The organism is Streptomyces sp. NPDC085866 (genome assembly GCF_044541035.1).
In the GTDB taxonomy this organism is placed as follows: domain Bacteria; phylum Actinomycetota; class Actinomycetes; order Streptomycetales; family Streptomycetaceae; genus Streptomyces.
The window spans coordinates 555,587-574,874 of the sequence record NZ_JBITSQ010000002.1 but is presented as its reverse complement, the minus strand read 5'-3'; the positions used below and the strand labels follow the sequence as shown (position 1 = coordinate 574,874).

The window sequence follows — 19,288 nt, the reverse complement described above, 5'->3', positions numbered from 1 at the left end:
TCGTCGTTCTTGCCGATGCTCGGTGTTCGTGGTGCCGCTCATCGGGCACTGCCCTCATGGCGGTGGCGCTCGCCGAGCGCGAACCACTCGCGCAGGCCGACGAGTTCGAACAGCCCCTGCGGACCGGATGCGACCTCGGGCAGCGTGCCGCCGAGGCGGGTCAGGGCCTCCAGTCCGTGCAGGACGTACGGGCCCAGCAGGGCGCCAGGGTGGATGGCGATGCGGTAGCCGAGGGCGGCGAGCTTCTCGGGAGCAGCGTCGGGGGTGAGGCCGCCCTGCACCATGTTGATCAGCAGCGGGGCGTCGACGGACGCGGCGATCCGCTCGATCTCGTCCATGCTCTCGGGTGCTTCGACGAAGAGGACGTCCGCCCCGGCCTCCGCGTACCGGCCCGCCCGGTCGATCGCCACCTCGACGCCGAGCGGCCCGCGGGCGTCGGTGCGGGCGACGATCACCGTGTCGGGGTCGGTACGGGCCTCCAGCGCGGCCCGCAGCACGACCAGGAAGTCGTCCGCGTCGACGAGTTCCTTGTCGGGCAGGTGCCCGCACCGCTTCGGGAACTTCTGGTCCTCCAGCTGGATCGCTGCCACACCGGCCTTCTCGTACTCGCGCACGGTGCGTACGACGTTGAGCGGGGCGCCGTAGCCCGTATCGGCGTCGGCGATCAGCGGCACGTCGCCCAGCGCGGTGACGATCGTGCGGGCGCGGTCGGTCATCTCGGTCTGGGTGAGCAAGCCGATGTCCGGCAGTCCGAACCCGGCGACGGCGACTCCGGCGCCGGTCAGGTACGCGGCGGTGAAGCCGGTGCGGGCCACGAGGGCGGCACCGAGGCCGTCGTAGACGCCGGGGGCGGCGATCAGGCCGTCGGCGGCGAGGAGCCCGCGCAGCCGTGCGGCTGGGGTGAGCGACATGGCGTGCCCTCTCAGTCGAGCGCGCCGCGGACCGGGGCGGCGAGCAGATCGGTGAGGGCGGCGATGTCGTCGAGGTCCTCCAAGCCCAGGACGGCGGCCTCGACGGCGTCCGCGCGGCCGGCGTCCATGACGCGTGCGGTCAGGGCGCGGTACTTGTCGGCGATCTCCTCGTTCGTGAGCGGGTCGTCGGGGCCGCCGTGCGGCTGCCGTACCAGCCGCTCGACCTCGCGGCCGTCGCGCAGGGTGATGCGGACGCGGGTGGAGAAGCGGGCCTCCGGTCCCTCCTTGTCGAAGCTGTCGTCCAGCGTGGCGTCGACGCGGTCGATCAGCTCCCACACGTCGTCGGAGTCGATGCGGGACGGGGCGAACTGCTCGGGGCGCACATGCCCGTCGAGGAGCGCGACCGCGACCGCGTAGCCGAGGAACATCTGCGCGCCGATCGTGGTCAGCGGACGCTCGGGCCGCCACCAGCCGTGGTGGTAGATGGCATGTGGGGCGGCCACATGAACGCGGACCACATCGGACGCGGTGAACCCGTGATCGCGGACCAGAGCGAGCACGGCGTCGACAGCCGGGTGCAGGGCTCCGTTGGCCGCGTGCGCCTTGATGCTGATGCCCTCGGTGTGCCAGACCTCGCCGAGGCCCGCGAAGATCCGGGAGGCGTCGGGATCGTGGCCCTCGCCGAAGGTCGAGAGGAAGCCGCCGTACTCGCGCTCGAAGACCCGGTCGATGCCGGTGTACCCGGCGGCCGCGAGCCCGGCGGCGTAGAAGCCGTTGCGGGCGGCGAATCCGTGCTGCATGCGCTTGGACATGGCCTCGAACTGCGCCGCCATCAGCCCGCCGGACTGGGTCGCGGCCAGGCCCAGCGCGTCCTCGAAGCCGGCGGCGTCCAGGCCGCGCAGCACGCCGGACGCGGCCGCCGCCGTGTGCGTGCCGAACACCGGACCGGAGTGCCAGCCCCGGGAGAGCATCTCGGGTCCGTTCAGGGCGAGGCCCACACGCGTTCCGGTCTCGAAGCCGGCGATCGCACCGAGCAGGAATCGGCCACCGGTGACCGGGCCGCTCTGCCGGGCGGTCGACAGGAGCGACGGCACGACTAGGGAGGCGCTGTGGAGCGGGGCCCGCGCGAAGTAGTCGTCCAGCTCGAAGCCCTGGATGAAGGTGCCGTTGAGGAGGGCGGCGGCGGGTCCGCTGGTCGTACGGCCCCAGCCGATGAGGGGGACGTCGCCGGTGCCCTCCATGGCCAGGACGGCTGCCACGGCCCTGCGCGACCAGGGCAGCTGGGCGCCGATGAGCGCGCAGGCGATGCCGTCGAGCAGGAGGTGGCGGGCGCGGGTGCGGACACGGTCGGGGATGTCGTCGAGGGTGACGTGGGCGAGCCAGGTGGCCAGGCGTCCGGTGGGGCCGTCCGGGTCGGTGGGGCCTTCGGGGTGGGTGACCATCGCCTCAGTCGGTTTCATTATGTGCAACCTCAGTTCCACGAAGGGTGGACGAGAGTGGCAGTCGACTGCAGCGGTGTCAAGCACTGGCCTGCACGACTTAGGTTCTGAATAATGAATCCGAAAATTCACATACTGAAGGATGTGAGCATGACCGCATCACGGACCGAGGGCGGTGACACGGCACGCCGGGCGCTACGGCTCGTCGAGGCCGTGGTCGCGTCGGGATCCCCCGCCGGGCTGCAGGAACTGGCGGACGCCGTGGGGCTGAGCAAGTCGACCGCGTACCGGCTGCTGCGAGTGCTCCAGGAGGAGGCGTACGTCAGCCGGGCGGACTCCGGGGGTTACCGGGTCGGTACGCGGCTGATGGGGCTCGCCGCCGAGGTCATGCCGCGCGCGGACGTGTTCGCGGGCGTCCGTCCCGTGCTGCGGGCGCTCGCCGACATGTCCGGGGAGACGGCGACGCTCCATCTGCGGGCCGGGGACGAGGCGGTGCTGGTGCTGGGCGCGGAGAGCGACTATGAGCTGCGGCGGGCGGCCCGGCTCGGCTCGGCCACTCCCCTGCACCGGGGGTGCAGCGGGCACGCGATCCTGGCGCACCTGCCCGCGCAGGAGGTGGCGGCGATCCTGGCCCGCGCGGGCGACGCGGTCCGCCCCGCGGAGGTGGAAGCTTCGATCGCGGCTGTCCGGGTGGACGGTTTCGCAGTATCCGTGGGGGCCAACCACCCCGGGCTCAGAGGTGTCGCCGTACCCGTACGGACGACGGACGGACGGGTCGCGGCCTCGGTGGCGGTGTCCGGCCCGGCCGACCGGTGGACGGCGAAGCGTGCCACGGCCTTCGCCGAGGTGATGATGGACCGGTGCGCCCGGCTGTCGCTGCTGTTCGACGCGGCGGAGGCACCGGGCACGGCGTGACGGCGTGACGGCGTGACCAGGATCGCCGGCCGGCGCTCTGCGTTCGGGCCCTCCTCACGCCGCCGCGCCGCTCCGGCCGCCGCAAGGGATGCCAGGGCCGCCGTCGGCGCGAACTGTGGGTAAATCCAGCAAAATTCCCTGGCATGCACGTACATTTCCGACCATCGCTTGGAGATGTCACCGGCAGACGGGGGCAAAGGATGGGCACGGACGACCGCGTCCCGGTGACGACCGGGATCGCACGGCTGCACACGTCGCCCCGACTCGCCGGGCCCGGCCGGTTCGGGCTGGTGACCAACCACACCGGCGTCCTTCCCGACCTGCGCCCGGCCGCGCCCGCGCTGCTCGAGGCCGGCGCGCGCCTGGTCGCCCTGTTCGGCCCCGAGCACGGGCTGCACGGCACCGGCCAGGCGGGCGAGAGCGAGGATGCCGAGGCGGACCTCGCCACCGGTCTGCCGGTCTACGACACCTACCGCTGCAGCGGCGAGCGTCTCGACAAACTCCTGATCGACAGTGGCGTCGACGCCCTGGTGTACGACCTGCAGGACATCGGGGCCCGGTTCTACACCTACGTGTGGACCATGTTCGACCTGATGGTCTCGGCGGCCCGTACGGGCGTACGGTTCGTGGTCGCGGACCGGCCGAATCCCCTCGGTGGGCTGGTCAGCGAGGGCCCGCCGCTCGACCCGGTGTGGGCCAGCTTCGTGGGGCGCGCCCCGATCCCCGTCCGGCACGGCCTCACCTGCGGCGAACTCGCCCGGCATCTCAATGCGTTGACTGTGCCCCAAGTGGCGGGCAGGACCGCCGACCTGACCGTGATCGAGGCGGTCGGCTGGCAGCGCGCCATGGACGCGGAGTCCACCGGCCTGCCCTGGGTCGCGCCCTCGCCGAACATGCCGACGCCGGCCACCGCCGCCGTCTACCCCGGCACCTGCCTGTTCGAGGGCACGAACCTCTCGGAGGGCCGGGGTACCACGCAGCCCTTCGAGATCGTCGGGGCCCCGTACATCGACGCGCGGTTCGCGCCCTCACTCGCCGAACTCGCCCTGCCCGGAGTGCACTTCCGTGATCTGCGGTACGTACCGACCTTCCACAAACACGCCGGACGGCCGCTGCGCGGGGTCCAGCTCCACATCACCGACCGCGAGCTGTTCGCTCCCGTACGCACCGCCGTCGCGATGCTCGCCACGTTGCGGCGGCTGTACCCGGACGATTTCGCCTGGCACACCGAGGACGGCGGCGCGGAGGGAGCCGGCCGTCGTCACTTCATCGACCTGCTCTGGGGGTCCGACCGTTTGCGGCACGCCGTCGACGCGGGCGACGACCCGCTGCCGCTGTGCGATCCCCCGGCGCCGCCCGCCGGGTGGGCCGGCGACGACGCGCTGCTCTACCCCTGAGACCGCCCACCCCACCACCGCTACTCGCTGCTCCGCCCGGAAGGACAACCCCGTCCCGGAAGGACCACCCCGTCGATGACCGATCGCACGACGACGACCAGATCCCGGGCCGGGATTCGTGGCTTTCGCGCGGGCGACGGCCCGCAGCTGGTGGAGGCGTGGCGCCGGAGCGCGCCGGCCGACCCGATCACCCCGGACCGCTTCCGCTCCCTGGTGCTGCTCGACGCCAACTTCGATCCGGAGGGGCTCAGGGTCGCCGTCGACGGCGACCGTGTCGTCGGCGCGGCCTACGCGGTGCGCCGTCTGACGCCGATGAGCGGCACCGACCTGGAGCCGGAGCAGGGCTGGATCCCGTTCTTCTTCGTCGACCCGGCCGCCCGCGGGCGCGGCCACGGCCGACGGCTGCTGACCGACGCCCTCGACTGGCTGCACGGCCACGGCCGTACCCGGGTGGACTTCTCCTCGTACACCCCGAACTACATCCTCCCGGGCCTGGACGCCGAGGCGTACCCGGAAGCGGCCGAGCTCCTCGAGTCCCTGGGCTTTCACCCGCTGTACGAGGCGGCGGCCATGGATCGCAGCCTGGTCGGCTATCGCTTCCCGGAGGATGTCACGTGCCGCGCGGACGAACTGACGGCGCGGGGCCACCGGTTCGCCACCCCGTCCGACGACGACCTGGTGGAACTGGTCGCGCTCGCCGGGAACCACTTCAACCCGGACTGGGCGCGCGCGATCCGGGAGTGTCTGGCCGCGGGCACACCGCTCGACCGGATCGTCGTCGCCCGGGACCCTGCGGGCCGCCTGACCGGCTGGGCGATGCACGGCGCGTACGAGTCGGTGGACGAGCGGTTCGGCCCGTTCGGTGTGCTGGAGGAGATGCGCGGCACCGGACTCGGCAAGGTCCTGCTCCACCTGGTCCTGGAGCGGATGCGAGCGCGGGGCGCGCACTCCGCGTGGTTCCTGTGGACCGGCGAACGGTCCCCGGCGGGCCACCTTTACCGCACGGCCGGCTTCACCACGACCCGGGTGTTCCGCGTGCTGCGCCGGGAGGCCGGACGATGACGACGCCGTCACACCGCACCAGGGCCCAAGGTGGCCTGAGCCGCCGTCACTTCGCGCTGGCGCTCCCCTCGGCGCTGCTCGTCGCCGGATGCGCCGCGCCGTACCAGGGCACCGGGCGGCCCGGGGATCCGATCGTGCTCACCCTGCTCTCCCACTACGCGAGCGGGGAGCTGAAGGAGGCTCTGCAGGGCCCGGTCGACGAGTGGAACGCCACGCACGACCGGGTCAAGGTGCGGACGAAGGCCGTCGAGTTCACGGACCTGCTGACCACGGTCATGGTCCGGCAGGCCGCGGGCCAGGGCGCCGACATCCTCCACCCGTACTGCCTGTGGAACGGCCAGCTGGTCCGGGCCGGTGTCCTGCGGCCGGCTCCCTCCGAGCACGCCGAGGAGATCAGGCGCGGCTACGGCGGGGCCGCGGTCGGCGCCGCGTCGGTGGGCGGCACGGTGTACGGCTACCCCACCGAGGTGCAGACGTACGCCCTTTACTACAACAAGCGGCTGCTGCGTGAGGCCGGTGTCGCCGGACCTCCGCGCACCTGGCCGGAGCTGGAGGAGACGGCCTACCGCACTGCCGAGCGGGACCGGTACGGCAACACACTGGTCCAGGGGTTCGGGCTGTCCACCTACGACGACTCCACCACCGTCGGCCAGACGCTCGCCCTGCTCAACGCCGCCGGCGGAAGATTCGTCTCCGTGGACGGCAGGAGCACCGCCATCGACTCGCCGGCCGGCCGGGCCGTGTTCGACCTGGAGCACCGCCTCGTCGCCAAGGGTGCGAGCGCGCCCGGCGTCAACGTCTACAAGGCGTTCGCGTCCGGTCAGGTGGCCATGGTGGTCAGCGCAGGCTGGTGGACCGCGGACCTGAAGGGCCTGATGGGCAAGGACTACCGCGATGTCGGCGTCGCGCCCGTACCCGTCCCCGAGGCGGGCGACAGGCGCGCCACGCTCTCCACCGGCTTCATGCTGGGCGTCAACGCGGCCAGTGAACACCCTCGCGAGGCCTGGGAGTTCCTGCGCTGGCTCAACACCGAGAAGGTGGGTGTGAAGAGCGCCGGGAAGGGCGCGACAGCGACCCGGATGAGCGCGCTGCAGGTGTCGGTCGGCTCCCTGACCGGCCGTGCCGACGACATGCGGACGCTTCTCGGCGAGGGCGGCGATCCGAACCTGCGCCCGTTCCTGGACGCGCTGGCGTACGCGGTGCCGGAGCCGAACGTGCCGGGCGCGCAGCAGGCCAAGTCACTGCTGCGCAAGAACATCGAGGCGTTGTGGACCGGTCAGCAGTCGGTCGACGAGGCGCTGCGCACCACCCGCCGTCAGGTCGATCAGGAGGTGTCCCGCTCATGGTGAACGCCCTGGCGCCGGAGACGACCGAGCGAGTGCCCGGACCGCGCTCCGCCGGGCCCGCGGTCGACGGCCGCAGTCCCACCCGACGCCGGCGCCACCAGGCCGTCGTCGCCTACCTCTTCCTGGCGCCGACGCTGCTCTTCTTCGCGGTCTTCCTGATCCTGCCGCTCGGCTTCGCGCTGCTGCTGTCGACGTCCCGCTGGGCCGGGTTCGACCTCGGCGACATCGATCCGGTCGGACTGGACAACTTCACCGGCCTCTTCGCGGACGGCTCGACGTTCCTGGCGCCGATCCTCACCAACACGCTGCTGTTCGCCCTGGGCACGGTGGCCCTCGCGCTCGCCGGCTCCGTCGTCGTCGCCACCTGTATCGACAACCTGCGGTTCCAGGGGCTGTGGCGCACGCTGTACTTCCTGCCGATCGTCACGACCGTCGTCGCCGTCGGCAACGTGTGGAAGTACATGTACGAGCCGGGCGGGCTCGTCAACGGCGTCCTCAACGCCCTCGGGCTCGACTCGGTGGCGTTCCTCCAGGATCCGGACACCGCGCTGCCCTCAGTCGTGGTCGTACAGGCCTGGGCGTCGGTCGGCTCGGCGATCCTCATTCTGACCGCCGGGCTGAAGTCCATTCCCGAGTCGTACTACGAGGCCGCCGCGCTCGACGGCGCCGGGCCCGTCACCGTCTTCCGGAAGATCACGCTGCCGCTGCTGCGGCCGTCCCTGCTGTTCGTCTGCATCACCCAGTTCCTCACCGGCCTGCAGTCGTTCGCGCTGATCATCGTGATGACCAAGGGCGGGCCGGGTGACGCGACGAACGTGGCCGCGCTGGAGATGTACCGGCAGGCCTTCTCGTACGGCGACTGGGGCACCGCGAGCGCCGCCGCCTTCGTGCTGTTCGTGGTGGTCCTCGTGGTCACCCTGGCGCAGTTGTGGATCTTCCGGCGCAAGGGGGAGGACGCATGAACCGCCGCCGTTTCCCGTGGTTCTCGTATCTGGTGGTCGTGACCGGGGCCCTGCTCACGGTGGTGCCGTTCCTCGACATGGTGATGACGTCGTTCAAGGGGCCCGGCGAGTCCGGCACGCTGCCGTACCGGTTCCTGCCCGAGGCGTTCGGCCTGTCCAACTACCGGGCGGCGATCGACCAGCTCGATCTGCCGGTGCTCTTCCGCAACAGCGTCGTCGCCACCGCCGTGATCACCGGATCGGTGCTGCTCACGTCGTCGCTCGCCGGCTACGCGCTCGCCAAACTCCGCTTCCCGGGACGGAACTTCATCTTCCGGCTGGTGTTGTCGACGATGATGTTCCCGCCGTTCCTCTTCTTCATCCCGCACTTCCTGATCCTGGTGCACTGGCCGCTCGCGGGCGGCAACGACCTGTTCGGACAGGGGGGCGCGGGCCTGACCGTCAGCATCGTGGCGCTCGCCATGCCGTTCCTGGTCAACGGCTTCGGGATCTTCCTGATGCGCCAGTTCATGGTCTCGATCCCGGACGAGGTCCTGGAGGCCGCGCGCATCGACGGGGCCGGCGAATTCGCCGTGTGGTGGCGGATCGTCGTGCCGCAGACCAAGCCGGTTCTGGTCACGCTCGGGCTGCTGACCTTCGTCGACGCCTGGAACGAGTACATCTGGGCGCTGCTCGTCTCGACCGCCGACCCGGACGTGATGACCCTGCCCGTCGGCATCCAGCTCCTGCAGGACTACGTCGACCCGACCCGCACGATGCCCATCGTCATGGCCGGACTCGTCCTGAGCATCCTGCCGGTCCTGATCCTCTTCCTGCTGCTGCAGAAGTACTACATCCGTGGCGTCATGCTCAGTGGGCTCAAGTAGGCCATGCCCGCACAGGCGTCCCGGGTGACGCCTTCGGCGCCGTGTACGCCGCGTACAACGGCCGAGGGCCCGGTACAGAGCGGCGCGCGCCCGCACCGGGGAGGTGGGTGGCAGGCTCTCTCTCCTCGGCCGGGAGGTGGTCGCCATCCGCCGCCCCGGTCTCGTTCGCCGCGTCGTCGTCGCTGGTCACGGCGTGACACGCTCCGGACGGCGTGGTGGCATGAGGGCATGGAGTTGCGGGAACTGCGGGCGTTCGTGGCGGTGGTGGAGGAGGGCGGGCTGTCCGCGGCCGCGCGGCGGCTGCACCTGAGTCAGCCGGCCCTGTCCCAGACGGTCAGCGGCCTGGAGCGGCAGCTGGGCGTGAAGCTGCTGACGCGCGGCAGCACCGGGGTGCGTGCCACAGAGGCGGGGACTGCGCTGCTGGGCGAGGCGCGCGCGGTGCTTGCCCGGCACGATCAGGCCCTGCGGGTGATGGCCGGGTACTCGGGCCCCGGCGGCGGGGCGCTGCGGATCGGCATTCCGCTGGAGTTGCCCGCCGGGCTGCTCGATCCGGCGTTGGCGGAGCTGGCCGTGGCACATCCGGACACCCGGGTACAGGCCCGGCACCTGTCCTCGGCGGAACAGCTGGAAGCGCTGCGATCCGGTGAGCTCGACGTCGGTCTTCTGCGCGAGCGACCGTCGGGGCCCGAGTTCGACGCGCTGCTCGTCGCACGGGAGAAGCTGGGTGTGCTGGTGGCCGCGCAGCAGGCGGCCGAGTTGGCCGGTCCCGACGGTATCGCGCTCGACGCGCTCGGTGCCCTGCAGTGGGTCGGGTTCCCGCGCGCCGGCAGCCCCGCCTGGTACGACGAGTTGACCGCGATCCTGCGCGGCCACGGCCTCGACCTCGGTCCGCAGCCTCCGCAGGGGCAGGCCCTGATCGCGGACGTGAAGCTGGCTGCGGTGGCGTCCGGGCGGGCGTTCGCGCTGGCTCCGCCGGGCTGGCGGCAGCCGTTGCCGGACCACGTGACCTGGTCGCCGCTGATCGGGCATCCGCTGGTGAGGCGTACCTGGGCCGTGTGGCCGGCCGACTCGCGCCGCCGTGACCTGGGCCGGTTCATCGCCGCGCTCGACCGGTCGGTCAGCGGTTGAGTCCGACCCCGCACCGAGCGGGCGCCGGGCGGGAGACGGCCCGGCGCCCCCTCTTGCGGGCGGTGCGCGTCAGACGGCCGTGCGGCCGCCGTCCACGGGCAGGATCGCGCCCTGCACGAAGCTGGCCGCGTCACTGGCCAGATAGGCGATCGCCTCGGCGATCTCCTGCGCGGTGGCGGGCCGTCCGGCGGGGGCCTGCGCGGCCAGGGCGTCGAGGTCCTCGCCCATGCCGGCCGTTCCCTCCGTACGGGTCGGACCGGGCTCCACGGCGTTGACGCGCACCCCGCGCGGGCCGAACTCGGCGGCCCACGCCTTGGTCAGCAGGTTCAGCGCCGCCTTGCTCGACCCGTACAGCGCCATGCCCGCGACGCCGTACTCGGCGACCATGGTGCTGACGTTGACGATCGCGCCCTGCCCACGCTCGGCCATCGCCGGGGCGAGCTCGGCCACCAGGTAGAACGGCACTTTCACGTTCAGGTCGTACACGGCGTCGACGTCGCTCGGTGCTGTCTGCGCCGTCGGGCCGAACGGGAAGAGGCCGGCGCTGTTGACGAGGATGTCCACCCGGCCGCCGCCCAGCTCATCGGCCGCGTGGGCCAGTCGCCGGGCCGACTGCGCATCCCTCAGGTCGGCCGCCAGAAAGTCCGCCTTGCCGCCGCGCGAGCGAATGGCGGCGACCACCGACCCGCCACGGGCCGCGTCGCGGCCCGCGACCAGCACGTGGGCGCCCCGCTCGGCGAGCAGCGTCGCCGTCGCGGCACCGATTCCGCTGGTCGCTCCGGTCAGCAGGGCCACACGCCCGGTCAGATCTGCAGAACCCATGAGGGCCGTCCTTCATATCGGAAAGTGTGGGCCAACGGCGTACGGGGGCACCGCGTCCGTCGTCCCGTCCCCTCGTCCGTGAGGTGACGGAATTCCAAAGCGCCCGGCACTTCATCGGATTCCGAATCGGCCATAGGCGAATCCGATGCCCCCGATAAGTGTGGGACCCGACGTGTCGCCCGGTCCGTCACGACATGCGCTGCGCAGCGCCACGTCTGCACCGGTCGGAACGACGTACGCGCCGGCGCTCAGCGTCGGTTTTCGGCGGCGGATTCCTCTCCGTGGGAGAGGCGGTATGCCACGGCAAGCCCCCCGGGGACACCTGGGAGGAGGACGAGGGCGATGCCGAGGACGAGTGGTGCCGGGCGTGCGGCGCCGACGCCCACGCACACGGCGGCCACGGCCACGCAGGTGCGGGCCAGCGGCCGGTGGAGGGCCCGATCCAGGAGCCAGAACTGCAGGGAGGTCGCCGGCATCATCGTCGCGCAGAGCACGACGGCCGCACCCCCGCACAGCAACCAGGCCGTCGCGGCGGGGGTCCGGCCGGTGAGCGCGTCGGTCACGCTGAGCGCGACCGCCTGTACCGGGGTGGCCGTACCGATCACGACCGCGAACCCCACCCGGTGAGCGACGGCCAGAGGACCTCAGGTCGGCACGCGGGGGCCGGCAGGCGGGCGGCACTCGCCACCAGGACAACCCCGCAGACGGCCGTACCGGTCACGAACAACCTGCTGGGGCGGCGGAATTCAGGGCTGTCGCCGCGCGCGGCAAGCAGCCACAGCAGCGCCGGCACCACGAACAACACCCTCGCGTTCACCGCGAACGCGACTCCGCGTACACCGCCCGCCTCGGGGATGAACGCACCCAGCCCGTGCGCGGCGAGGTTCCGCAGCAGCGAACCGCCTTTGAGCTGAGCGCCGCCGGGCGTGGGGGGCTGTGTGCGGGGCGCTCCTGCACCGTGACGGGATGGGTCGAGGGTGTCGGCGGCTCAGCCGTCGAGCGTCCCCATGAACTCGGGTGCGTAGCGGTCGCCGGTGACCGCGCCGTGCGGGGCGACCGCCTCGATCGCGGCGATGTCCTCGGCGGTGAGGGTCACCTCGGTCGCGGCGGCGTTCTCCTCCAGGTAGCGGCGGCGCTTGGTGCCCGGGATGGCGATCGCGCCCTGGTGCTGGACCCAGGCGAGCGCCAGCTGGGAAGGCGTGACGTCCTTGGCGGCGGCGATGCGGCGGACCTCGCGCACCACGTCGAGGTTGCGGTCGAAGTTCTCACCCTGGAAGCGGGGGTCGGTACGGCGCCAGTCGTCCTCGGCGAAGTCTTCGGGGCTGGTGATGGCGCCGGACAGGAAGCCACGCCCCAGCGGGGAGTACGCGACCAGGCCGATCCCGAGTTCCCGCAGGGTGTCGAGCACCTCGTTGTGTTCGATTCCGCGCTCGAAGAGCGAGTACTCGGTCTGGACAGCGGTGAGCGGGTGCACGGCGTGGGCGCGCCGGATCGTCCGCGCGGACGCCTCGCTCACGCCGATGTGGCGGATCTTGCCCTCGGCGACCAGCTCGGCCAGTGCGCCGACGGTCTCCTCGATCGGCACGTCCGGGTCGATGCGGTGCAGGTAGTACAGGTCGACATGGTCGGTGCCCAGGTGCCGCAGCGAGCGTTCGAGGGCCCTGCGGACGTACTCGGGCCGGCCGTTCAGGCCGAGGGCGCGGCCGTCGTCGGTGATCTCGACGCCTGTCTTGGTGGCGAGGACGGCGGCGTCCCGGCGCCCGGCCAGCGCCTTGCCGACGAGCTGCTCGTTGACGAACGGACCGTAGCTCTCGGCGGTGTCCAGCAGAGTGACGCCCAACTCGAGCGCGCGGTCGATGGTGGCCAGCGACTCGGCCTCGTCGGTGGCGCCGTAGAAGGCGCTCATGCCCATGCAGCCGAGCCCTTGGGCTCCGGCGGTCAGACCCTGACTGCCCAGTGCACGCTGTTCCACGGTGACTCCTTCATTTCGTAACTAACTGGATAGATACATGACCGTAAGCCCATGGGCCACCCATGTCAATAACTAGATAGTTACTTGCTAGGGTGGTGGACATGCCACGGGACTCCAGTGCCACCAAAGCCCGGCTGCTCGACGCCGCCTTCAACGAATTCGCCGCATACGGCATCGCCGGGGCCCGGGTGGATCGGATCGCCGAGGCCGCGGGGGCGAACAAGCGGCTGATCTACGCCTACTTCGGCAACAAGGAGCAGTTGTTCGACGAGGTTCTGCAACGGGCAATGGCGGCGGGTGCCGAGGCGGTGCCGTTCGACGTCCACGACCTGCCCGGATACGCAGGCGCGATCTTCGACCACCTCGTCGCCCGGCCGGACCTCATGCGCCTACGCCTGTGGAAGCTCATGGAACGCCCCTCCGTCACCGCACTCGAAGCGGAAGCCTTCGGGCGCAAGACCGCCGAAGTGGCCGACGCGCAACAGCGCGGCGACCTCGCCCGGGAAATGGAGCCGGCCGATCTCCTGACCATGGTGCTCGCCGCGGCCCAGGCATGGTTCTGGGCCGCTGAAGGGGCCGACGCGGCGCAGAGCGGCTCATCGTGGCCGGCGCAGCGGCTGGCCGAGCACCGCGCGGCAGTCGTCGAGGCCGCCCGTCGGATCAGCGAGCCGAAGACCGCCGCCGAGTAGCAGCCGCATCGGCGCCCGGGCGCGGCACTCGCGGGCGTCTCACCCAAGCCGGGAAGACGGGACGGGCCGCGCGGCCGATCCGGTCCGGACAGCAAGGTCCGGACGGTCCTGACCCGTGCGGACGGCCTGGCCTCCCCCAGCGTCACCGCGGTCCGTGACGGCAGGCTGTACGTCATCGACGGCGGCCTCAACGCGCCGCACAACGCGCAGATGCAGAGCGGGAGGATCGAGGTCGGGACGCGATCGCACCGGACGCCATGAGACGTGCGCACGCCGCCACGAGCGGGGCACCGAGCGGGCGGCGATCTCTGCGCGCCCGCTCGGTGCCCGGCCGACTCCCCCGGAGGCCGGGCTCACGGCGTGGCCAACGGCATCGGCTCGGAGATCGAGCTGATCCCGGCAGACCAGCTCAACGAGGCGTTCGACCGGGTCCTCGCCTCCGACGTCCGCCACCGGTTCGTGGTGGACACCTCCTCGCCGGCCTGACGCACGAGCACGGCTCAGCCGCCGACCAGGGCGACGAGCCTGATGAAGACCAGGTCGGGGTCGACGGTGAGATCCACGACCTCGTCGAGTTCCTCGACCTGGCGATCGCCGGCCAGCACGAAGAACCCGTTGCTCAGGAAGGCACGCTCGGCGATCCCGGCCTGGCGCTCCCAGTCGATGCGGCGGGGCTCGCGGAGCCGGTAGCCGTTCAGTTCCGTCTCGGCGTCGTCGGGGCGGACGAGGCCGTTGAAGCGGTCGCTCGGTCGGGCGTTGTGCCGGGCGACCTCCTCGCGGACCCGGAGCCTGATCAGCTCCCGTACGGTCATCCGCTCCGGCAGCCCGGCGACCTGCCACTCGGTGACCGGCTTGCCCGTCGCGGTCTCGTCCCGGAACGTCACGGTGGCCATCAGGCACCTCGCTTGATCTGCATGAGGATGGTCTCGTCGGTGATCTCGGTGTCGGCGGCGAGCAGGAACGCCTTGCTGAGGATGAGGGAGAGCCGGTCGTCCTCGAACGGCAGGAACACCTTGCCGTCCCCCGAGCGTCCGGCCGGGACGATGCACAGGTAGCTGTCGTCCGGTGTCATCAGGATGTTGGCCGAGCCCAGATGGATCCTGTACGTGCGCAGATCGCCGCGGACGACCAGGAAGCGGCCGTCGAGCGTGCACCGGTCGGCGATCTTCAGGCGCGGCAGGATCCGTTCCAGGACATCGCGGCGGGCCTCGGCGCTCGCCGTCAGCTCGGCGAACCCGGCCCGCTCCCAGTAGGTGCGCACGGGGCCGCGGTCGGTCCAGTCGGGATCGGCGGCGATCGAGGTGACACCGACGAAGAGGTCCACGTCGCGCATCGCCTCGCTGAAGACCAGCGGGGGCACGTCGGCGAGCGGCGCCTCGCGCCAGACTCCCTCCACCCGGCGGTCGAACCGCACTTGGTCGGTCGACGCCAGTTCGTCTTCGCCCGCCCAGTCGGCCCAGCGGTGGAAGAAGCGGACCCGCCACTCCCCCGCCGCCAGCGTGCGCTCGGCCTCGTCGCCGTCCCCGCCGTCCCAGGGACCGAGCAGGTCGCTCTTCCATCCCCGGGCCCGGAACAGGGCGAACATCCTGCGGTAGTGGACGAGGTGGGCGGCGAAGCGGTTGGAGTAGACGCGGGTCTGCTCCTCGGCCGGGGTGAGCCGGTAGATCTCGCGGAACGCCTGTTTGAAGGGCTGCCGTGTGCACCGCTCGGTGAGCAGATCCCGCCAGTTCCGCACGGCGTGGGGTTCGGAGCGAAGCGGGTGCCAGAGCCGTACGGAGGCGTCGTCCGGGGCGTCGGGAAGGTGCTCGTCCGACTCGGGCAGTAGGGCGCGCCACTCGCCGGGTGCGACCTCGATCTCCCAGATCAGCCGGCGTACGAGGGTACCGGCGAGGGGGTGCCCGGCCAGCTCGGTGCGCCACCAGCGGTACGGGTGGACGGCCTCGACGGTGAGGCCACCCTCCAACGCACGTACAAGGGTGACGAGTTGGGCATTGACGCGCTTCACCAGCTCGCGCAGCTCCTTGACCAGGGCGGCGTGCTCGCGGCGGACCGGCGCCGGGAGGCTGCGCAGCGGTCGGCCGTCCTTCTCCCAGGTCAGCGTGGCGGTCTCGGTGACTGTGACGACGGCCTGGTAGTCGCCGGCCGTACGGCGCAGGACGCCGCCCGCGGCGGAGCCGTTGATGGATACGGTGTCGAACTCCAGTCTCGGCAGTCGCAGTGCCACGTCGGTGCGTTCGGCCAGGGCCGCGTCGACCTTCTTGAGCATCTTGTCGAGCTGCTTGGGCACCCCGGCGTGCCGGACGGTCCGGCGCACGGTGCGGATCGCGGTCACCAGTTCGGGCGTCGGGAAGTCCTGCGCGGCGCGGACCACTTCGTACAGCAGGGCCTGCGAGGGAAGCGTCTTCGCCGTCGTCGGGGCGAGGGCGACGCCGGGCAGCAGCCGCTCGAACAGTTCCGGCAGCCAGGGCTCGTCGCGCAGCAGCGCCACCCGCAGGGCCTGTCCGAGCGAGGTGATCTCCCGGTCCGTGAACGCCTTGTCCGCCCGGTAGGGGATCTCGCCCGCCCGGATCGCATCCGTGCGGTCGGCCGCGGCTACGAGCGCGCGCCGGGCGAACGCCACGTAGGCGGGGTTGTCGGCCGACCGGCGCCACGTGTGCGCGAGCGGCGAGACGAACCTGTGGTCCCGGTCGATGTCGGACAGCAGCGCCCGTTCGGCCGGGTCGAGGGCGGCCATGACGGCGATCTCGTCCGCGACGATGGGGCCCACATCCCGGGAGAGGCGCTCCACGACCGCGCGCAGGGTCCCGTCGCCGGCGAGCCCGGCGACCGCGAGCAGCGCGTACGGCTGACGCACGGTGTCATTCTCCAGCCGGAACTCGACCAGGCGACGGGCCGGTTCGGACACGTCGGGCAGCGGCCCTGCGCAGGACTCCAGCGTTCTCAGGCCGAGGGTGAGATCCGCCCAGCCGGTCTCCTCGTATCGCTCGACGAGCACCTCGAACATCCGGCGGCAGGCGTCGGGGGTGAAGCGCGGCTGCCGTTCCCGGGCCGCGTCCTCGACCGCGAAGCGGACCGTCGTCATCGTGTGCGTGGCCGAGGCCCTCACCTGGTAGGCCGCCACGAACAGGCTGCCGAGCTGCTCGTCGGAGACCTGCGACAGATCCGGGTTCCTGTCCTGGTCCTCCAGTGTGAAGTCCGGGTCGGTCAGCGCGTGTGTCAGCCGGGCTGCGAGGTCCATCAGGCGCCCCTCTTGATCTGGCGGAGGATCGTGTCGTCGGTGATCTTGGTGTCGGCGGCGAGCAGGAAGGCCTTGCTGAGGATCAGGGAGAGCCGTTCGTCCTCGAACGGCAGGAAGACCTTGCCGTCGCCCCTGCCGCGTGACGGGACGATGCACAGGTAGGCGTCGTCCGGTTCCATCAGGATGTTGGCCGAGCCGAGATGGATCCTGTAGGTGCCCAGGTCTCCGCGGACGACCAGGAAGCGGCCGTCGAGCGTGCACCGGTCGGCGATCTTCAGGCGTGGCAGGATCCGTTCCAGCGCCGCGCGGCGGACCTCGGCGCTCGCCGTCAGCGCCCCGAACGTGGCCGTGCGCCAGTACCCGGCGTAGCGGTCCTCTCCCCGGTCGGTCCAGTCGGGATCGGCGGCGATCGAGGTCACGCCCACGAACAGGTCGACGTCCCGCATCGCCTCGCTGAACACCATCGGCGGAACCTCGGCGAGCGCAACCTCCCGCCACTGGCGGCCGTTGCGCCGCTCGAAGCGGACCTGGTCCGTCGCGGCGTGCTCGGGCGCGTGGCCGCCGTCGTCGTCCGCGGCGGGCTCGTGGTGGAAGCAGGCCCGCCACGCGCCGTCGCCGAACTCGGCCCGCGCCAGCCCGTCGTGGCCGCCGTCGTACCGTCCGAGGAAGTTGGCCTGCCAGCCGCGCTCCTTGAACAGCGCGTAGAGCTGCCGGTAGTGGACGATGTGTGCGGCGAACCGGTTGGAGTAGCCGCCGGTCTCCTCCTCCGCCGGGGTGAGGAGGTAGATCTCCCGGAAGGCCTGCTTGAACGGCTGCCGCAGCCGCTCGGCGACGAGCCGCTCCCGCCACGCCCTGATGTCGTCCGTCGCCGCCCGGATCGGATGCCACAGCCGGACGCGCTCGGGGCGACCGGGCGACTCGGCCGTCGGCGCCACCGCACGCCACTCGCCGTCCGCGTCCTGGACCTCCCAGATCAGACCACGCACGAGAGTCCCGGTGACCGGATGATCGCGGTAGTAGCGGCACCACTCGTCGTACGGCCACTCGCGCCCGGTCGACATCAACGCCTCGACGCGGGCCCGCTCGCCGGACAGCGTCCCCCGCACCTCCTTGGCCAGGGCCTTCAACTCCTGGAGCTCGTCCGGGAATTCGTCCTTCACGGCCGCCGGAGCCGTACGGGACGTCCCGCCGTCGGGGCGGGTGAAGGTGAGCCGCACGGTCGCCGCTTCCTCGATGGCCAGCCGCACCCGGTGTCCCCCCAACTCCCGTTCCAGCGAACCGTCCGGAGCCAGGCCGTGGTCCGGCACGCTGCGCTCGATGAGCTGCTCCGCCGTGATGCCCTGCTTCCCGGCGGCCGTCACCAGCGCGGTGTCGAGCTGCTTGCCCAGGGCCCGGTGCCTGATCCGGGACCGCAGCCGCCACAGGGTCTCCAGCGCGGCCGGATCGGCGGTCTCGGCCAGCGCGTTGATCGCCGCGCCCGCGAGCTTGAGATCCTCGATCACGTCGGCTCCGGGGCCGCCGGCCCGCAGAGCGAGCGCGCCGAGACACTGCACCGCGGCCGGCGCGTCGGTCAGCACGGCCGCCCAGACGACGCCGCGGGCCAGGTCCCCGTCGCTCTGCTGGACGAGGTAGTGGTAGTGGTAGCCGTCGTGGAACCAGCCGGTGTGCGCACCGCTTCGCCTGCTGCACAGCGGGTCGTCCTCGGCCAGCGCGCGCAGGACGTCGGCCACGAGGTCCCGCGCCGACGCCGCGTCCGCGAGTTCCAGGCACGTCCGCCGCCACTTCTGCGCGGGACGCGGCCCGGACAGGCCCGCCAGGTGCCGTACGAAGTCGGCCAGTTCCGGCGTCGGCGACGTGGTCGCGCGGTCGCGCAGCGGGGCGGCCCAAGGGGCGTACGACGGAATCAACCCCTCGGGGATGTGCGCCTCGTCCACGCTCGCGAGCAGCGCACGGAGACGTCTGACGAGCGGCCCGCGCAGGTGCGCGGGGGCATCGCCGCTCATGAGCTTCCCGTGTGCGTGCCGCAGCCACGGCGCGACGGCACGGCACCCGTCGGCGCCGAGCCGCTCGGCGGCGTCCAGCGCCGTCCCCAGGGAACCGGCGGACCAGAAGCCCATGTCGAACTCGGTGACACGGACCAATAGCACCGTCACCTCGGCCGGCGTCCAGCCGTGCACCCGCGGTATCACGGCTGCGATCTCGGAGTCGTACCGCCACGATCCCGTGTCGTCGAAGCGGGAGGCCAGCACGAGGCACAGGGCCGCCGCCCTGCCCTCCTCATCCGAACAGGCCGCGAGCCGCCCGTCGATCTCGGCCCGGGTCGCTGCGCGTATCGCCTGGATCCGATCGAATTCCTCCGGTCCCCGCAACGCCGCGGGGGCGTCCCACCGGGGCTCCGTCCGCTGACGTTCCAGGAGATCGACGAGCCAGCGCACGCGGCCGAGCGCGGCGGACCGCACGTCGTCGAACGAGTCGTTCCTACGGGATTCGGCCACCAAGGCGTCGTAGAGCATGGCGGGATGATGGCAGGGGGGACTGACA

General features: G+C 71.8%; 16 protein-coding genes and 1 pseudogene. 9 read left to right on the top strand and 8 right to left on the bottom strand.

All coding sequences use genetic code 11. The features are described 5' to 3' along the window. Positions 1-38: 38 nt before the first annotated feature. Positions 39-911, bottom strand: coding sequence for an oxaloacetate decarboxylase (locus ACIF83_RS05990; RefSeq protein WP_399723758.1), 873 nt, complete (start codon positions 909-911; stop codon positions 39-41). Positions 912-922: 11 nt separating this feature from the next. Next, on the bottom strand, positions 923-2,371 hold the full coding sequence (locus tag ACIF83_RS05985; RefSeq protein ID WP_399723755.1) for an MmgE/PrpD family protein: 1,449 nt from the start codon (positions 2,369-2,371) through the stop codon (positions 923-925). Positions 2,372-2,500: 129 nt separating this feature from the next. Between ACIF83_RS05985 and ACIF83_RS05980 the strand changes: the two genes are divergently transcribed. From ACIF83_RS05980 to ACIF83_RS05950, 7 genes are all read left to right on the top strand, one after another. Beyond that, positions 2,501-3,265 carry an IclR family transcriptional regulator gene (locus tag ACIF83_RS05980; protein WP_393477039.1) on the top strand — a complete coding sequence of 255 codons (765 nt, stop codon included), beginning with the start codon at positions 2,501-2,503 and terminating at the stop codon, positions 3,263-3,265. Positions 3,266-3,465: 200 nt separating this feature from the next. Beyond that, complete coding sequence (locus ACIF83_RS05975) at positions 3,466-4,662, top strand: exo-beta-N-acetylmuramidase NamZ domain-containing protein (protein WP_399723750.1); 1,197 nt, start codon at positions 3,466-3,468, stop codon at positions 4,660-4,662. A gap of 75 nt (positions 4,663-4,737) precedes the next feature. Continuing rightward, on the top strand, positions 4,738-5,724 hold the full coding sequence (locus tag ACIF83_RS05970; RefSeq protein WP_399723748.1) for a GNAT family N-acetyltransferase: 987 nt from the start codon (positions 4,738-4,740) through the stop codon (positions 5,722-5,724). Next, complete coding sequence (locus ACIF83_RS05965) at positions 5,721-7,073, top strand: ABC transporter substrate-binding protein (RefSeq protein WP_398138153.1); 1,353 nt, start codon at positions 5,721-5,723, stop codon at positions 7,071-7,073. Before ACIF83_RS05970 ends, ACIF83_RS05965 begins: the two co-directional genes overlap by 4 nt. Then, on the top strand, positions 7,067-8,032 hold the full coding sequence (locus ACIF83_RS05960) for a carbohydrate ABC transporter permease (RefSeq protein ID WP_398138152.1): 966 nt from the start codon (positions 7,067-7,069) through the stop codon (positions 8,030-8,032). Before ACIF83_RS05965 ends, ACIF83_RS05960 begins: the two co-directional genes overlap by 7 nt. After that, positions 8,029-8,898, top strand: coding sequence for a carbohydrate ABC transporter permease (locus ACIF83_RS05955; RefSeq protein WP_393477052.1), 870 nt, complete (start codon positions 8,029-8,031; stop codon positions 8,896-8,898). The genes ACIF83_RS05960 and ACIF83_RS05955 overlap by 4 nt, the downstream gene beginning before the upstream one ends. A gap of 228 nt (positions 8,899-9,126) precedes the next feature. Continuing rightward, entirely contained in the window at positions 9,127-10,026 is a 900-nt protein-coding gene (locus tag ACIF83_RS05950; RefSeq protein WP_399723743.1) for a LysR family transcriptional regulator, read from the top strand. A 69-nt stretch (positions 10,027-10,095) separates the two neighbouring features. Here the strand turns inward: ACIF83_RS05950 and ACIF83_RS05945 are convergent, their stop codons facing one another. The 3 genes from ACIF83_RS05945 to ACIF83_RS05935 all read right to left on the bottom strand — a co-directional run bounded on the left by ACIF83_RS05945 (position 10,096) and on the right by ACIF83_RS05935 (position 12,820). Beyond that, positions 10,096-10,848 (bottom strand): SDR family NAD(P)-dependent oxidoreductase, encoded by a 753-nt coding sequence (locus ACIF83_RS05945; RefSeq protein WP_398138150.1) that lies wholly within the window; start codon positions 10,846-10,848, stop codon positions 10,096-10,098. A gap of 248 nt (positions 10,849-11,096) precedes the next feature. Continuing rightward, positions 11,097-11,468: a hypothetical protein gene (locus tag ACIF83_RS05940; protein ID WP_399723740.1), complete on the bottom strand. Its 372-nt coding sequence runs from the start codon at positions 11,466-11,468 to the stop codon at positions 11,097-11,099. A gap of 368 nt (positions 11,469-11,836) precedes the next feature. Beyond that, positions 11,837-12,820: an aldo/keto reductase gene (locus ACIF83_RS05935; RefSeq protein WP_399723737.1), complete on the bottom strand. Its 984-nt coding sequence runs from the start codon at positions 12,818-12,820 to the stop codon at positions 11,837-11,839. Positions 12,821-12,921: 101 nt separating this feature from the next. Here ACIF83_RS05935 and ACIF83_RS05930 point away from each other — a divergent pair, with 101 nt between their 5' ends. Continuing rightward, positions 12,922-13,509 (top strand): TetR family transcriptional regulator, encoded by a 588-nt coding sequence (locus ACIF83_RS05930; RefSeq protein WP_393477066.1) that lies wholly within the window; start codon positions 12,922-12,924, stop codon positions 13,507-13,509. Positions 13,510-13,875: 366 nt separating this feature from the next. Then, positions 13,876-13,995 (top strand): annotated as a pseudogene (locus ACIF83_RS05925) (alcohol dehydrogenase); the annotation flags it as partial. Between the two features lie 14 nt (positions 13,996-14,009). Here the strand turns inward: ACIF83_RS05925 and ACIF83_RS05920 are convergent. From ACIF83_RS05920 to ACIF83_RS05910, 3 genes are read right to left on the bottom strand one after another with little or no spacing between them, the layout of a single operon-like run. Next, complete coding sequence (locus ACIF83_RS05920; protein WP_393477068.1) at positions 14,010-14,402, bottom strand: hypothetical protein; 393 nt, start codon at positions 14,400-14,402, stop codon at positions 14,010-14,012. Beyond that, the gene (locus ACIF83_RS05915; protein ID WP_399723733.1) at positions 14,402-16,747 is read right to left on the bottom strand and encodes a DUF4132 domain-containing protein; all 2,346 of its coding nucleotides are present in this window, start codon (positions 16,745-16,747) and stop codon (positions 14,402-14,404) included. Before ACIF83_RS05915 ends, ACIF83_RS05920 begins: the two co-directional genes overlap by 1 nt. Next, positions 16,747-19,260: a DUF4132 domain-containing protein gene (locus ACIF83_RS05910; RefSeq protein WP_399723730.1), complete on the bottom strand. Its 2,514-nt coding sequence runs from the start codon at positions 19,258-19,260 to the stop codon at positions 16,747-16,749. The genes ACIF83_RS05915 and ACIF83_RS05910 overlap by 1 nt, the downstream gene beginning before the upstream one ends. Positions 19,261-19,288: the final 28 nt, after the last annotated feature.

Bases quoted from the DNA above. Each gene is read 5' to 3' on its own strand.
- ACIF83_RS05910 (WP_399723730.1), bottom strand. From the start codon at position 19,260: ATGCTCTACGACGCCTTGGTGGCCGAATCCCGTAGGAACGACTCGTTC.
- ACIF83_RS05980 (WP_393477039.1), top strand. From the start codon at position 2,501: ATGACCGCATCACGGACCGAGGGCGGTGACACGGCACGCCGGGCGCTA.
- ACIF83_RS05945 (WP_398138150.1), bottom strand. From the start codon at position 10,848: ATGGGTTCTGCAGATCTGACCGGGCGTGTGGCCCTGCTGACCGGAGCG.
- ACIF83_RS05975 (WP_399723750.1), top strand. From the start codon at position 3,466: ATGGGCACGGACGACCGCGTCCCGGTGACGACCGGGATCGCACGGCTG.
- ACIF83_RS05930 (WP_393477066.1), top strand. From the start codon at position 12,922: ATGCCACGGGACTCCAGTGCCACCAAAGCCCGGCTGCTCGACGCCGCC.
- ACIF83_RS05920 (WP_393477068.1), bottom strand. From the start codon at position 14,402: ATGGCCACCGTGACGTTCCGGGACGAGACCGCGACGGGCAAGCCGGTC.
- ACIF83_RS05950 (WP_399723743.1), top strand. From the start codon at position 9,127: ATGGAGTTGCGGGAACTGCGGGCGTTCGTGGCGGTGGTGGAGGAGGGC.
- ACIF83_RS05915 (WP_399723733.1), bottom strand. From the start codon at position 16,747: ATGGACCTCGCAGCCCGGCTGACACACGCGCTGACCGACCCGGACTTC.
- ACIF83_RS05985 (WP_399723755.1), bottom strand. From the start codon at position 2,371: ATGAAACCGACTGAGGCGATGGTCACCCACCCCGAAGGCCCCACCGAC.
- ACIF83_RS05960 (WP_398138152.1), top strand. From the start codon at position 7,067: ATGGTGAACGCCCTGGCGCCGGAGACGACCGAGCGAGTGCCCGGACCG.
- ACIF83_RS05990 (WP_399723758.1), bottom strand. From the start codon at position 911: ATGTCGCTCACCCCAGCCGCACGGCTGCGCGGGCTCCTCGCCGCCGAC.
- ACIF83_RS05970 (WP_399723748.1), top strand. From the start codon at position 4,738: ATGACCGATCGCACGACGACGACCAGATCCCGGGCCGGGATTCGTGGC.
- ACIF83_RS05955 (WP_393477052.1), top strand. From the start codon at position 8,029: ATGAACCGCCGCCGTTTCCCGTGGTTCTCGTATCTGGTGGTCGTGACC.
- ACIF83_RS05965 (WP_398138153.1), top strand. From the start codon at position 5,721: ATGACGACGCCGTCACACCGCACCAGGGCCCAAGGTGGCCTGAGCCGC.